General features: G+C 42.2%; 2 protein-coding genes. Both read right to left on the minus strand.

What is annotated here, in order from left to right:
* On the minus strand, positions 1–1,557 hold a 1,557-nt coding region (locus VB694_RS06330; RefSeq protein WP_323359466.1), incomplete at its 3' end, for a methyltransferase.
* A gap of 210 nt (positions 1,558–1,767) precedes the next feature.
* The gene (locus tag VB694_RS06335; RefSeq protein WP_323359467.1) at positions 1,768–16,530 is read right to left on the minus strand and encodes an amino acid adenylation domain-containing protein; all 14,763 of its coding nucleotides are present in this window, start codon (positions 16,528–16,530) and stop codon (positions 1,768–1,770) included.
* Positions 16,531–16,906 lie beyond the last annotated feature (376 nt).

Consider the following 16,906-nt stretch of genomic DNA (forward strand, 5'->3'; position numbering starts at 1 on the left):
ATTGATCTGATCCGGCTTCATTTCCATCTCGCGGCTGGTAATCTCTACCAGTTTCTTTTCTAACAACCCTTGATCTACTTCATCGGTTGTGGTTGTAATTGGATGTTTTATTTGTGGGGATGGCTTAGACGTGAGGCGATCGCTTGCTTGTTGATAAAATACAGGCTCATCGAATTGACGCTGGTTGAATGCGAGCAATTCCTCCTTGCTTTGATCAGGATCAGCCTTACCGATGCTTAAGAGCAGATAACGCAAAACTTTTTTCTTGATTCCCTGCCCAAAGCTATACCAACCACGGTATTCCTGTTCAAATTGTTTGATAATGGGGTTAACGGAACATAAATAAGCAAAATTATGCTCAAATTCAGGATCATCTAGGAAATTAGCGATTTCCACACTAATGTCTACACACTCAATCAGTTTCAGTCCTACATCGCTGAGGATTTTACTGTACTGAGGAGCGGTGCTAGTAAACATCGCTAATTTAGGCATATTGATTTCGGTCACGGTATTGGCGACACAATCCGCTAAAAGAATACGCCCATCCTGGTTGAGATGTCGATAAATGTTCTCAAAGGTTTTTTGTTTATGTTCGATATGGGGGAAAACCTCAAAGCCGATCACCAAATCATACAGACCCGGAAAGGGGTCTTTGCTACTGTCTTTACAGAAAACACGTAGGCGATTGTCCAAACCTTTGTTGAGAATTCGGTTAGCCCCTTCTTTAGCCTGGTTAGATGCGATCGTAAAACCATCACCAGTGATATGGGGATAGGTCATGGACAGGTCTATTAAATCTGTCGAAAAACCACAGCCAATATCCATTACCTGATGGACTTTGGAAAAATCTACACCATGATAAAGAATCTGTTTGGCTTCTTTTTGTTTAGAAGCGATAATCGCTGCGTGTTCGGGATGTTTTTCTGGTTCGTTATAAATCAATACCCAGGAAAAACCTGCTATCTTTTCCGCTAGAGGAGAAAAAATCAAATGGGGATCTTCCGTCCCTAATAGCTCCTTCATGTAAGGAGTCATTTTATTATAGAACTCAGCGACTAATTCCCCTGTTTCCATTGGTTGATCGGCTGCGGACAAGGTTTCTTGAGCTACCCAACAACGTTTGCGTTCAAATGGATAGGTGGGCAGAGAAATACGCCTAGCATCGGAATGTTGATTCAGTTGTTCCCAATCCACATTAATATGGTGTGTCCACCAAGCTGCTGCTAACCGTAAATCTTTGTTTTCGTATAGCTGTTTTTGTTCATCGGGTTTGACTTCTAAGCGATGTGGAGATTGTTGCTTTCCGCCTCTAAAAATGACAGAAGAAGTCGCCCCTGATTCTAGGTAAAGAGTGAGTAAATTTAAAAGCTCTGATTTGGTTTTGACTATAACTGCAAATCTTTCATCAAAACTCTCTCTACCTGTCTGTAAGGTGAAAGCGATATCAGCCAAAGAGGCTGGAGTTTGAGAAGACGATAAATAATCTCTTAAAGTCGTCAGATATACCCTAAGCTGTTCTTCTGTTTTAGCTGAAACTACAATTAGTTCTTCACCCATGGTCTTTCTCCTATATGTCTAAGTAGGTAGGCGTTGAAATTTATCGTTGAGGCAAGGCAAGAGGCAAAAGACTTTGAGGGATTTTACATTTTGTAACATACCTCGTTTTTTTCAGTAGGGGCGAAGCATTCGGACAGAATATCAATGGTTTCAGCGATAGGTTATCACCCGAATGCTTCGCCCTTACTAATCTGTGCAAACCTCTTTGAGTTATTGATATTCCTCAACGATCATATGGGAGAGCATTCCGCCGCCGCCGCCAGAACTGATAGCAGCGCGTCTAGGAATTTCCTGCCACGAGCCGTTTTTCTTGACCCGAATTTTCTGCCAATGGCTCAGTTCTCGTTGGAGATAAAAAGGAGAATTTTCCAATTCAATGGCTGGGTCGAGTGCTGAGGAAAAGCGGGTTGGTAATAATTGTTGGTGTTTCATTTGCAGCAGCACTTTGGTTAATTGTGCTATACCCGAAGCTGTCTCCAAATGGCCGATATTCGGTTTCACTGAGCCATAAGCACAGAATTTGGTTTTATCAGTTAAGGAACGATAAGCCCGACTGATCCCCGCCCATTCGGCAGAGTCTACCACAGCAGAACCCATGGCCTGACTTTCAAAGTAACTGATGCTTTCAGCACTGAAACCAGCATTTTTAATCACCTGTTTCACCAACGATTCTTGTGCCTGTGGTGAAGGCAGAAGAAAATCATTGCTGCGACCTTTATGAAGCATCGCAGAAGCCTTAATTACACCATAGATATGATCCTTATCTTGTTCAGCCTGACGCAACGATTTTAATAAAACTGCCCCGGCTCCTTCTCCTGGAATAAACCCATCTCCATCCTGGGAAAACAAGCTGTAAGACGGTTGGGATGATAATAGTTTAAACTGGCTGAGAATCATGTACTTTGATGGATGTAAGTATAAATTAATTCCTCCGGCAATGGCCGCGTTGCACTCCCCACGTCTGATACTCTCACAAGCCAGATGCACTGCTGTCAGAGAAGAGGAACAAGAGGTGTCTATTGCCATGCTTGGACCAGTGAAGTTGAAAAAATAGGAAATTCGATTGGGTAAATTGTACGTGGTCAAATCGATGGCAGTATTAGTATTACCATTTATTTTTGTCAGCGGATATCCCAGGGCGTTTGCTCCTATATATACACCAACTTTTTGCTGATTCAATGTCTGCCGCAGGTAGCCAGCATCTTCCAGGGTTGCCCAGACTACTTCTAACATAATCCGTTCTTCTGGATTCATTGTCTTGGCTTCCAGCGGTGTGATCCCAAAGAAAATAGGATCAAATTTGTCGATATCCGTCAAAAAGCCTCCACGCTTGCAGTATATTTTATTTTCACGCCCCTTTTCAATGTCGTAAAAATCTCGATAATCCCAACGTTCCCTGGGTATTTCCGTAATAGAAACAGTATTAGATTTTAAGTTATCCCAGAACTGATCCAGATTTTCCGCTTGTGGATAACGTCCGTTAAGCCCGACAATGGCAATATCCTCGCCAGTGACTGTATCTGCATGAAGAATATCCCTATTGTTGTGGATTGTTAAAGTTTTGTCTGGGGTTTTGTCTGGGGTTTTTTCTAGTTCTAAGTCTTGATGTGAGCCACCTATAGCTTTGACAAGTTCCGTCCGGCGATGAGATAACAGATAATCTGTCAAATCCCCAACTGTCTGATATTCCAAAAGTAGGCTTTTTGATAAAACCCCAATTTCTTGTTGTAAAACGTAGTTAAAACGGTTAAGCAAAATTGAATCCATCCCGTAATCCACAAAAGCTGTGTCAGCATCAATTTCTTCCCAGGGCATTTTCAGAATTTCAGCCATCATCTTTTGCAAAAACAGCTTTGTTCTGTTGGACAAATCCTTTTGTTCTTGTAACTCTTCTTTTTGCTCGTGCCTCTTAGTTAAAACTGGAGTCATTGATTGACTTGTTGCAGAGTGGGACTTACGCAAAAACCCTCTCAAACTCTTATTCCTCTGTGTTCTCTGCGTCCTCTGCGGTTCGTTATTCCGTAAATTGTGCGTAATTCCTACAGACAAAGGAATCAATTCAACATTGTTATTCCCTGCGACTCCATCACCAATCCGTTGTTTGATTAAACCGTTACTTTCAGAAATAATCAAATGCTGACGCAGGTTGGCAAAATCTTCTTTATCATTCAGGAAAATACATTTGTGAAAGCCCTCTTTCTCTAAAACATTTTCCCACATACTTGTGCTGAGTAATGGCGCTCCTGGCAATCTGAATGTTTCATCTTCATAAAGCCACCAACCTGATAATAGACCGAAAGTCAGGGTGGCAAAATCCTGAACAGTGGTAGCCTCGTTGAGTATGAGCCAACCATGTTTCTTCAACAGCACCTTAGTATGGGCAAGAGTCCGACGAATATTTTGGGTAGCGTGTAACACATTAGTCGCCAATACTACATCAACGCTGCCTATATTAAAGCCTTGGTTCGACACCTCTTTTTCAATGTTGAGAACGCGGAACTCTGCAAAAGGATATAGTGCCTCAAACTGTTCTCTTCCATAGTTGACAAAAGCTAAGGAAATGTCGGTGTAAATGTAGCGAATCAGATGACTGTAGGGGGCTATGGCTTTTAAGACAACAGCACTCGTTCCCCCTGTTCCTGCTCCTATTTCTAGGATAGTAATTTTCTCATCGCCCTTCCTTTGTTGGAGACGAGCCAGAATATAAGCCACCAAGCTGTCAGTAACCAATTGATTAAAATGATTGGCTATCGGATGCCCTTTATAAATACCCTCTACCAAATCCATAGAGGAACGAGGAAACATGACATCGGTGGCTAAACATTGTCCTGTCAAAATTTGCCCAAATTGGCTGAGACATTTTTCCAGTAGGCGTATGTGTGCTTTGAGATTGGGATAATTGGACAACAATTGTTGTTTTTCTGTTTCTAGATTGTAGAGTTCACCATGTTGGCCATTATCTTGTCTCAAAGAAATGTTGCCTTGAGGATCAATTTGCGTCAAGCCCGCTCTGGATAGGATATCTAATATACAGTCATATAAGCGATAATACTGGGGCAGAAGCCGCAGATTTGTTTGATCAAGTCCTCCCATCTCTTGCCAGACTTGGAGTAGAAATCGTGCCGCCCACTGCTCTAATTGGATGAGAGCCTGACGGAATTTTAGTACCTCTGCATCGAGTGTGACAGATTGTGTGATTGTTGGTGCTAGGGTGGCAATTAAAGACGGGATGGATTTGGATTCAGGCAAGAGTTCTACGTGATATTGGCAATCTACACCCAGACTCTGTGCAAATACATTGTCGCTCTTCATGGCGATCGCTTGATTAGCGGTTGCACCCAATAGCCGCCGGATAGCTTCCATCCCTTCATCGGGTTCAATGGAATATATACCTTGTTTAGCTAAACGCTGTTGATAGGATTTTTGGGCGACTATGCCCACACTTCCCCAATACCCCCAATTAATGATATAGACGGGACAGGTTTTTGTGGCATGAAGATAGTGAGCATAGGCATCCTTGAACGCACAAGCTGCACCATAATTACTCTGTCCTGGATTGCCCATAAAAGTCTGAATGGAAGAGAAAAACATCATAAAATCCAAATCTTCTTCTCTAACCACATCATGTAAAACGACACTTCCTTTTACTTTAGGTTCTAGAGCAACTCGGAAAGTATCTTCATCCATTGCTGCCAGACTTTTATCCTCCAATATCAGAGCCGAGTGGAAAACCCCATGAATCGAGCCGAAACGAGCCTTAGCTTGGGCAATAACCTGTTTCATTCCATCTAGGTCAGTAGCATCTGCTTGTCCGTAAAATACACTACCCCCTCTAGATTCAATATCCACAATCTGGGCTTTTTTCTGGTCATCCAGCTGGCTTCTGCCGATCAGAATTAACCGGGCTTGATAGTTTGCTGCTAAATATTGACTTAAGGTTAATCCGATTCCTCCCATTCCCCCTAAAATTACATATACACCGTTTGTTCTCAGATGGTCATCTGCAAGGCTCGGCAGCACCAGTGGATGGAGGGTACGTACATATCGTTGTCCGGCTCTGAGGACTATCTCTTGCCCACGTTCATGAGCCGGCTCTGCCAAAATCGCTTGCAGGATAAACTCTCTTTGTTTCTGGGGGTAATTTTCGTCTAGAGCATGGGGGTCAATATCAAAACAGCTGACCTTGAGTGACGGATATTCTCTGGCAATTGTCATACCCATGCCATTCATACTAGCTGCGAAGGGATAGATATTGGTATCAGGTGGTATGCAGTGAACACCACAAGTAATCACTTTTAGGGACAGAGCCGAGCTACCCATTAACCGCCCCTGCAATGCTTTGAGCAGTCGGAATAAAGAAAAAACGCCCAACTCTTGGCTTTGCTCCAACTGGTCTAGATCATCACCAGGTCCAAAGTGTTGTATCCCACCGAGGAAATAAATAGTATCGAGATGATCAAGACGACCGAGACGGTTCAACCACTCCTGGGGGCTGTGAATGTCCCCTAATTTTATCAACAGGATTTCATCTTGAGTATGGGCTTGAGCTAACAGACTTTCGAGCCAGACACCTCCGGGCGGAGTTACCACGAGTATTTTTTTGCTAGTAACTTGCGAAGGTCTAGCTGCAACTGCATCTTTTAATTGTTGAACTTCTAAAGATTGTGGTATCCATTCTGGTCGATACAACTTCAAAAAGCGCGTCTCGACTTCCTGATTGCTGATGGTAGCAGATGGGGATTGATTTTCTTCTTGATCACCAGTAGGAAGCCAATAACGTGTTTTAGCAAAGGGATAGGTCGGTAGTTCAATCCGCTGTGGAGGTTGTGGATACAATAAGTTCCAATTAATCTGACTACCCGAAATCCAGAGTTGAGCCACTTTTTCCAGTGCTTTTTGCTGGACAGCTGGCTGAACTAAACTGCTATTGGTGGATATTTCTGATTTGCTCTCCAGTTTTGTGGGTGAGGGCTTGGCGATGCCATGAAATACTCCGGCTATGGGTGAAACTCCCTTTTGATAGGCATCTAATTTTTTGATTAAATCCTCGATGTTGGAAACGACTAAAGCCAATCTTTCCGGCATCCCTTCCCTGCCAACCTGGAGTGTATAAGCGATATCTGAGATGGCAACCCTGGAGTGAGTTTGAAGTTTGGCTGCTGTCAGATAATTAAACAGGTTTTTGACTACTTCTCCTAAACGCTCTTTGTTTTTTGCCGAAAGCACGATTAAATAATCTTGATTTTGGTGCGGATTCGTTAGCGCACTAGAGGGTTTTTTCTCCTGATACTCTTCCAAAACGACGTGTGCATTTACCCCGCCAAAGCCGAAAGAACTTACCCCTGCTCGTCGCAGTAGTGGCTGTCCGTCAATATTGCGTAGACGTTCCCAGTTTCTGGTCTGGTCAACAATATAAAACGGACTGTTGGTGAGGTTAATGAAAGGATTGAGTTTTTGGAAATGAAGAATACCAGGTAATTTCCCATATTTCATGGAAAGAACGACTTTTAAGATGCCGGCGATACCTGCGGCTGCTTCTAAATGACCGGTTTGAGTTTTTACAGAACCAATTCCGCAATAAACTGGCTGGGGAATTGGTGTTCCCCACCGTTTTTGCAATTCGGTAAATGACTTTTTCAAACCATTAATTTCAATCGGATCTCCTAAACTTGTCCCAGTGCCATGTGCTTCGATATAACTAACGGTTGCAGGATCAATACCTGCTTTTTCATAGGCATCAATTAATACCTGAGCCTGGGAATTAGGGTCAGGGGCAGTCAGTGAATTGGCATGACCTCCATGATTTACGGCTGTACTACGAATTACGGCATGGATGATATTGCCATCGGCCTCTGCCTGTTTTAACGGTTTTAACAAAATTGCCCCAACACCTTCGCCCCGAGCATAACCATCTGCTCTACTGTCGAAGGTTTTGCAGCGGCCATCTTCACTCAGCATACCGGACTTACTGAAGGAGAGGGTGAAATGCGGTGTGAGGATAATATTTACTCCTCCGGCGATCGCCATATCGCAACTCCCATTACGGATGGATTCAACAGCGTAATTCACCGCTACCAGTGAACTAGAACAGGCTGTATCTACCGGTAAACTCGGTCCGCGTAAATTAAACAAATAGGAAATCCGATTGGCTAATACCGAGGGACAAGTCCCTGTTGATGTATGGGCTTCTACGGATGGAGCATGAGCTTTGAGCAAATCGCCGTAATCAGTATTGGCTACACCCACAAAAACCCCGGTTTTTGTCCCCGATAACGCAGACATCTGTAACCCAGCATTCTCAACCATTTTCCATACAGCTTGTAAGAAAAATCTCTGTTGTGGGTCCATTAATCTGGCTTCGTGTGGTGAAATCCCAAAAAAAGCAGCATCAAAAGCATCTACCCCGGTCATGAATCCGCCCCATTTGGACTTAGTTTTGTTGTCCTCTGTCATGGGGTCGCCATAATAGGTCTGCCAATCCCAGCGACTGGGAGGTATTTCCACAATCCAATCTTTCCCTTCTACTAGTCCCTGCCAAAAAGACTCTAAATCCTGAGCGCCGGCGATTATACCACTGATGCCAATGATGGCGATTGGTTCGTTTGGGTTCTGCAATTCCCTGGTGTTAGGGTAAATCCGCTCCTGATTAATCTCTGCGTTTACATGATCGGGTTGTAATAATTCTGGTGTTGATCCCAGCTGATAATGTGCAATTAATTGACTGCGGAATTCCTGACATAGATGCTTGGCCAGTTGGTCTAATGAAGAATGCTCGAAAAACAGATCCGGTGTAATCTCTAGTCCAAATGTGGCGTTAATCGGATTCACTAATTCCATAAAACTGATGGAATCAAATCCGTAATCGCTCATATTTTTGGTAATGACAACTGTCTCTTCTGGCATTTTCAAGATAGCAGCAGCCATCCCTACCAAATCTTTAATTGTTGCATCTAATAAAGCCTGGTCATCTAAAACATAAGACGCTGCCACCGACGGTTTATTTTCATATTTAAAAGATGGTAATAATTCCGGTTCTGATCCCAGCTGATAATGTGCAATTAATTGACTGCGGAATTCCTGACATAGATGCTTGGCCAGTTGGTCTAATGAAGAATGCTCGAAAAACAGATCCGGTGTAATCTCTAGTCCAAATGTGGCGTTAATCGGATTCACTAATTCCATAAAACTGATGGAATCAAATCCGTAATCGCTCATATTTTTGGTAATAACAATTGTCTCATTTGGCATTTTCAAGATAGCAGCAGCCATCCCTACCAAATCTTTGATTGTCGCATCTAATAAAGCCTGGTCATCTAAAACATAAGACGCTGCCACCGACGGTTTATTTTCATATTTAAAAGGTCGTAATAGGAAATTTTTGATTCTGACGAGTTCCTTTCCCGTCTGATCGAGAATATAGGCATCATAGCGATCGCCAAACCCCCGATTATTCGTAGCTGTCCCTTGTTCTGAAGAAACCGCATATACATAACAGGATTGAGCTACCGATCCGAAAATTTCTACCTCGCCAATGGTATAGGGAATATGCAATGCAGAAGAAGTTAAACCCCATGGACCGCCAAGCACTGTCTGCAAAGCCCCATCCATTAAAGAAGGATGCAGCATAAACTTGTTTGCGTCTTCTTCTAAGGCAGGAGGTAATTGGAGGGTAGACAAAGCCTCTGTGCCGTTACTAAATAGCTCTTGCAGTGGTTGAAATCCGCTGCCTAATTCAAGCCCAAATATACGTAATTTAGCGTATATTTCCTCACCTTTTATATTTTGGGAACAGCGTTGTCTAATTGCATCAATATCTATGCTCCGGGCAGGATTTGCTTCTGCAAGTTCTTCTTCGTAAACTACCTTTCCCTGGGTATAAATCGCCCCCTTGTTTTGATCCCGAATCTCAAACATCACAGCCTGATCAGTCCGTCGCCAATGTAATTCCACATTCAAAGTGGCATCATTAACTAGGATTGGTCTTGCCCAAATAATTTGGCGAATTTTCCTGACTTTTTTGTCTGCGGCCATCTCTGCGGCGATGCGTGCCATTTCTATGGTAGCAACCCCAGGTAAAACTTTTTCTCCGTCAACAATATGATCACTTAAGTAAAAAGCGTCGGCTCTCAATATACTCGTAAAAATCTGTCCCCCATCTGTTGAAACCTGACCTTGAATTAAGGGATGGGAGTCAGGATGATTTCGCACCGGGCTGATATTTGGCAGTTTTAGATTTTGTGGTGTGATATTTGGCAACCAATAGCTGTCTTTCGCAAAGGGATAGGTAGGTAAATGTAACCGTTGTGGATCATCTTCTGGGGGATATAAAATTTCCCAGTTGATTAGACATCCCAGTACCCATAAGCAAGCTATATCCTGCCAAAGTTGCCCTTTTGCCAAATTTTGAATAAATGCGACTCCTTCTTTGCCCTCAAAGGTCGGGACTTTTTTACCAGACTCCGAATTTCCCCGAATACAAAGGTCTTCTTGTTTACCTTGAGCATAAGCCGAAAGTCGATCCCTTAACTCTTCTATTCCCGATACCACCCAAGCGGCTTTTTCTGTCATCGACTCTCGGCCTACTTGCAACGTGTAGGTTATGTCTCTCAGATTGAGCCTTTCTAAATCATGATTCTCGGTTTGATTGTTGAGGAAATCAGCCAATTTTTGGGCATAGGCTTTTAGTTGCTGCTCATTTTTTGCCGACAACACCGCCAAACAGGATTGGGAATTATTGATTCCGGGTTGTGGGTGGTGGCTCGATTGTTCGTGTAAATATTCCTCAAGCACAAGATGTACATTTGCGCCTCCAAACCCAAAAGAACTTACTCCCGCTCGTCTGGGTAATTCTCGACCCGCATCATCTTGGGGACGTTGCCAATTTTCATGATCTTTAATGATATGAAATGGACTTTGTTGTAAATCTATATAGGGATTTTGTTCTTGAAAATGTAGTGATTTAGGCAAGCGCCCAGATTTCATCGCCAATACAACCTTGAGTAAACTGGCGATTCCGGCGGCGCTCTCCAGGTGTCCAATATTTGTTTTTAATGCTCCCAGACCGCAGTGATGATTCTTCCCTTTTCCCTCTTTCCCCCATTTTTGATAAATGGTTTGGAACGCTTCTTTGAGGGCATTGATTTCTATCGGGTCGCCTAAACTAGTACCTGTGCCATGAACTTCGATATAACCCAAGGAATCGGGATCAATATTAGCCTGTTCATAAGCTGCAATTAACAAATCTTTTTGGGAGTCCACACTAGGCGCAGTTAAAGAATTAGTCCGACCGCTGTGGTTTTCCGCCGAGCCGCGAATCACAGCATACACTGGGTCTCCATCTGCCAATGCCTGATTTAGAGGGCGAAGCAAGACCATCCCCACGCCTTCTCCTCGAACATATCCGTTAGCTGATCGGTCAAATGTTTTGCAGCGGCCATCCTCACTCAAGTAACCTCCCTTGGCCAATGCCATCTGAAACAGGGGACTCAGCATCAGATTGACCCCTCCCGCCAGCGCCAATTTACAGGAGTTTGTTTTGAGTGCCTGTATGGCTCTATGGACTGCCATTAAGGAGCTTGAACAAGCAGTGTCTATTACAAGGCTTGGTCCTTTAAAGTTGAACAAATAAGAAATCCGGTTGGCAATTACTGAAGTTGAATAGCCAGAAAGGGTATAGCCGTCGATATTTTGCTTGCGTTGTTGCTGTAATTCCCAATAATCTGAGCCAGTTGTGCCAATAAACACTCCCATTTCTTGACCGGAAAAATCCGCAGGTTTATGGCCTGAGTCCTCGATGGTTTCCCAGACTGTTTGCAATAATAGCCGCTGACGCGGGTCCATCAATTCGGCTTCCCTGGGTGACAATCCAAAGAAAGCAGCGTCAAATTGATCAACATTGTCAATGAAGCCTCCCAAAACCTGATTGACCCCAATTTCTTGCATTTTCTGCCGATAATAATCGCCATCGTATCTGTCTGGCGGCAATTCTCGGATCATATCTTTGCCCTGGAGTAAGGAATCCCAGAATGCTGTTAATGTATTTCCCCCAGGCAGAATTCCGCCTATGCCGATGATGGCGATAGCATCATCAATAATTATACTGGGAGTTGGCTGTTGCTCCTGGTCAGACAAAGTTAAAACCTGCTTTTTGACTACGGATGGTGCTGAGTCAGGAGTCGATGTTTGCAGATATTGCTGATAATATGCCGTTAAAGTTTCTCGAAAATTATCTTCTAAATATTTGGCAATTTTTTTTATAGATGAATGCTGATAAAACATCGTTGGATTTGTCTGAATCTTGTATGTTTTATTCAGCTGCACACTTAAATTAGTAAAACGTAATGAATTATAACCATACTCTCCCATATTCAGATTTGCGTCTAAGGATGTAGGTTCGAGTTTTAAAACTCTGGCGGCGATTTGACGCAGGTCTTGTTCCAATACATGACTAAAAGACTTTTCTGCAAGTCCGTAATCTTCTTTGAGCTTATTAAGAGGATCTGTAGATAAGCATTTCCGATCTATTTTGCGATTCAGCGTTTGTGGGAAGGATTTCAAAACAATGAAGCTTGAGGGAATCATGTATTCGGGCAACCATGCTTTTAATTCTGTTGCCCATTCCCTGGTACGCGGTAAGAGACATCCGGGTTTATAGAGGACAAAGGCTACCAGTCGTTGGTCAAGTCCATCTTCTCTCAGCACGACTACGGCATCGTCTACATTTTCCAACTTTCTGAGCGTGCTTTCGATTTCTCCTAATTCAATCCGAAACCCTCTCAGCTTGACTTGAAAATCAATGCGTCCGGCATAGATAATCCGTTCATCAGGCAATCGTTTAACTAAATCACCAGTTCGATACAAGCGTGGCAAACCTGCTGGAGTAAAGGGATTGCTGACAAATTTCTTTTCGGTTTCCTCTGGTCGTCCCAGATACCCTCTAGCGACTCCTTCACCGCCAATATACAACTCTCCCAATTCCCCATCAGCAACAGGGTTTTGGTTCTCATCCAGGATATAACATTGGGTATTGGCTATGGGGCGGCCAATCGTGACTTGCTCTCCAGGATTTATCCGGGTTAAGGTAGACCAAATAGTTGTTTCCGTAGGTCCATACAGGTTCCATAATTGTATTTCTGATATTTCTGGCTTCAATAGCTGCTGTGTTAATTCTGCGCTCAGAGCTTCCCCACCGCACAAAAGTTTTAGAGGTTTTTTTGGTTCCCATCCCGCTGCCAGTAACATCTGCCAACTGGCCGGCGTTGCTTGCATGATGGTAATAGAATCACTGCTTTCTATTTTTTCTCGTAAGCGCAGTCCATCCCGTGGGACTTCGCTAGGCAATACTTCCAGACAACCTCCGCTAATCAGTGGCAAATATAGCTCCAACGCTGAGATATCAAAACAAAAGGTAGTCAGCGCCAACAAATAATCGTCCTGTCCACAATTGAATTCAGCCGCCATTGAATATAAAAAATTAGTCAAACTATGATGTTCAATTGCGACTCCCTTGGGTTTGCCAGTAGAACCGGAGGTATAAATAACATAGGCTAAGGAATCTCCGTGATTATAGGGCGGATTTTCTTCCTGTTCTAATTGCTGCTCAGGTTGGTCTGTGTGGTTTCTATCTTCTACGTATAAGGTTCTACTGTTACTAGGAGGGAGATTTTCTGCCAGTTCTTTTTGGGTGATTACCCAAGGTACTTGGGCATCCTCAAGTATATATGTAATGCGTTCCTGGGGATAGGAAGGGTCTAATGGTAAGTATGCGGCTCCGGCTTTCATGACACCCAGCAAGACTATCAGCATTTCTGGAGAAGGTTGCACAAACAGACCAATCAAGTCTCCTGCTTTTACGCCTTGGCTACGGATATAAATTGCTAACTGCTCAGTCTCTTCCGCTAACTCTTGATAAGTCAATTTCTGGTTTTTGTAAACCAAGGCCGTAGCGTTTGGTTGTTTTTGGACTTGTTCTGCAAACAAATCCACCGTCCTTTTGTCCCTGGGATAGTCGGTAGAGATAGTATATTCTTTGACGGGGTACACGTATTTTTCCTCTAGGGTGACTGTACTTTGAGATACTGTTCTGAAATTATTAATATTAGTTTTTTTAACTGTAGGTAATCTAAAAATTACATTAAAGTCGCCCAGAGTATTGGTTGGCAACCAATTCAGAGCCACAGTATAATCTTCTTCTTGAGCAAGAAGTTGCCAGTCCTGGGGGTCTTCTCCGGTTGTTTCTTGTTCTTTGAGCAGATGACGTAAATCTTCAACTGTTTGATCATTTGCAGATTTTATATAATTCAAGGCCATTACGTCTTTTGCAAGGCGACTATTGGGAATACTGGCAATTCCCAAATACTGTGGTCGTTGATGACGTAGGATGTGCTGAACTCGTTGCCGATTTAGGTTTTCCTTTCGCCAATCGAGCCAGGGAATCTCAACGGATGTTGTCTTTTTTTCTCCCAAGTGAATAACAACATCATACCGGAACTTGGTTAATTCATTGGCACTATTTCCTGTTTTTAACAAAACTTCAACATGATTAACTTCGGGGAACTCCTCAGCGATTTTGAGAAAAAATTCCGGCTTGACACAGAGTTCCTCTTCCTGAGTTTCGCGGATTTGTATTTGTTTACGCAATTGCTCCAAAGTAGTTTCTTTTGATGCTTTAAATAAAGCTACAGCAGAATGATAGACGGGCAATAAAAGGGCATTGCGAACATCGCCAATAAAACACTTTCCTTCTGAGTCTAGTTTTTCTACCACCCCTTTGATGACTTTCTTTAAATAAGCAAGACTAGGAAAATATTGAATAACGGAATTTAAAATTGCGGTGTCAAAGCTTTGTTCTGGCCATGCAGAAAAATCATCAGCTGTCCTGTGTGAGAGTTCTAAATGCTGGATATTATCCCTGTATTGATGGTAGGATTCTTGAATATAAGCGATCGCATTTTCGGAAAAATCTGTTCCGTAGTAATAGACAGCTTCAGGAAGAAGACGTGACAAAAGCATCCCTGTCCCACAACCAATCTCCAGGATGCGGGAAGGACTACATTCTGTTTGAATTCTTTGAATTGTACAATCAACCCATTCTCTCATTTCGTCATCGGAAATATTATTTCCGGTATAACTATCTTTCCAGCACTTGATGTTAAAGAATGGGTCTTGTCCTGGATCATTTCTATCTTCTTCATATACCTGATTATAAACAAGCCTCCATTTATCAACTTGGTCTTGATCTGATTCATTTTCTGCGGATGCTTTGTTAAGTAGCGAAATATGATTGTTTATCAAGTTATTGATGAGAAACAATTCAAAATTCCGCACAAATTTTTCTGCTTCGGGTCGTTCTAATACCTTGAGATTGAACTTAAAATAACCAGAGAGTTTTTGATTGTCGATGAGAAAAATAGCATTTCCTGCTGCTGGTTGATAATCTTCTGGATTGTTTATTTGTAGGACAACAATGGGGAAAGCTAATGATTTGGAGGCTGTTTGAAACTGAAGAGAATGATATCGGCTGCGAATATCTCGTGTGTAAGTATATTTTTGTCTAATCGATTTTAGGGTTGTCTGACAATGGGAGAGAAATTCGGCAAAGGTTTTGTTAAAATTGTCTACCCGGAGAGGAACATAGGGAACGAAGAAACCCATTGATTGATTAAAGGTTTCAATTAGCTTTTGATCCCCATAGCCGATATCAAAACATGATTGTTGGCTAATCTCAGCTAGGTAGTAAAAGAAGGCAATTGCTAAAAAATCACCATAATTTTCGGAATGATGATTATCTAAAAAAGCCGCTAATTTTGGGGGAATTTTTAGGGGTAAAGTTTCATAAATGATAGTGCGATCGCTAAAATTAATAAGTGTATTTTTAGGATCATGCCAATTTAACCTCAGCGGTTGATAATTTTCCCATTGTTTTAACCAAGCGGTTTCCTGTGGTGTGATCTTCTTTAGAACAACATCTATCTTATTAGTAATCTGGGCATCTAATTCCGTCAGCCCCATACCTTTATGAAGGCCAACACGGGCAACAAAATCTCCTATTGATAATATTTCTCCCTCAATTGTCAGGATTTTTTCTAGCAGAATATCCCCATTTTCTGTAGCGACTTGAATACCATGATCGTTTATATTCACAACCTCTCCGGGCTGCGCTTTTTTCTCCGATGGTATTAAGGAACAGGCTTTAATAATAAAAAACTCTTCTTTAACAAGGAATTTAGCAACACCAAGGGCATTGGGGTAAGGACCAAAGTCCAAAGCCCGGATTAAATTATGAATTTCTTCTGCGTTTGTTTTCCATGAAACAATTCCTCCTCGTGGCAGACGTTTATAACGGGAAAAATAGCTTCTCAGTGCTGGATTTTGCTCCTTAATATCTACAGTCCCAAGAACAAAATCATCTATTAGTTCCGCAAAGGATTGTATACCAGCCTGATAGCACTTCATATTAATTTCCAGTGCTGTTTCATTTTGACCAATATCAATAACCTGTTGTTTAATAATTCCTCCAGCATCTGCCTTTGGTGTCATCAGATGCCAACTTACTCCATGTTGCTTTTCTCCTTTAATAATTGCCCATGAGGTTGCATAAAAGCCAGCATATTTAGGTAGTAAAGAGTCGTGAAAATTAACAGCTTGTCTCCTTGGTAATAACAAAACCTCATCAGGTATTAAGGAAAAGCTGTAAATACTAAATAAATAATCGAAAGGAACTTTTTTTAAGGTTTCTATCCAATTCTCACCAGGATCGGTCAGAGTGATTTTTTGTTCTCCCGCCCACTGAGCAATTAACGGGTTTGCAGAGATGATCCCACAAATTTCGTGTCCTTGTTCAATCAAGTATTCACTACATGAAAGTAATAATGTTCCCTCTCCGATCAGATAACAGCGGAGCTTTTGAGTATTATTTTCAGATCGGATACGCAAAGGTATTGACGAAGTCTCTGCAATGTGCTTATCACTCATGTTATTCTGACGCATAGCATAGCATAGTAATCTGTAATCCGGTTTTAACGAGAATTTAATTTTAGTGTAAAAAATTGTGGTTATTTTTTTTTACCACAAAATGAAACTATTTAAGGTATTGTCAAAAAATGAAGTATTAGATTTAAATAACAAAAACCTAGTCAGATATAGTCAAATCTTAACATCTGTGGTACAAAAATATCATTAATTTTTGCCTATATGTTATGTTATGTGATGCAAGATGTGAATGTGATATACTTAGTCTGGAGTTCAAGAAGCGTAGATCCTTGAGAAGTGGTGAAAGTCCTGATCTGAGAGTGCGGAGAGTCAGAATTAACCTGACCATAGCTCCTGTGTGACAGGAAATCCTATAAAT

It is taken from the genome of Anabaena sp. UHCC 0451 (genome assembly GCF_034931405.1).
In the GTDB taxonomy this organism is placed as follows: domain Bacteria; phylum Cyanobacteriota; class Cyanobacteriia; order Cyanobacteriales; family Nostocaceae; genus RDYJ01.

Excerpts from the sequence above, each read along its gene's own strand:
- VB694_RS06335 (WP_323359467.1), bottom strand. The coding sequence starts at position 16,530 with ATGAGTGATAAGCACATTGCAGAGACTTCGTCAATACCTTTGCGTATC.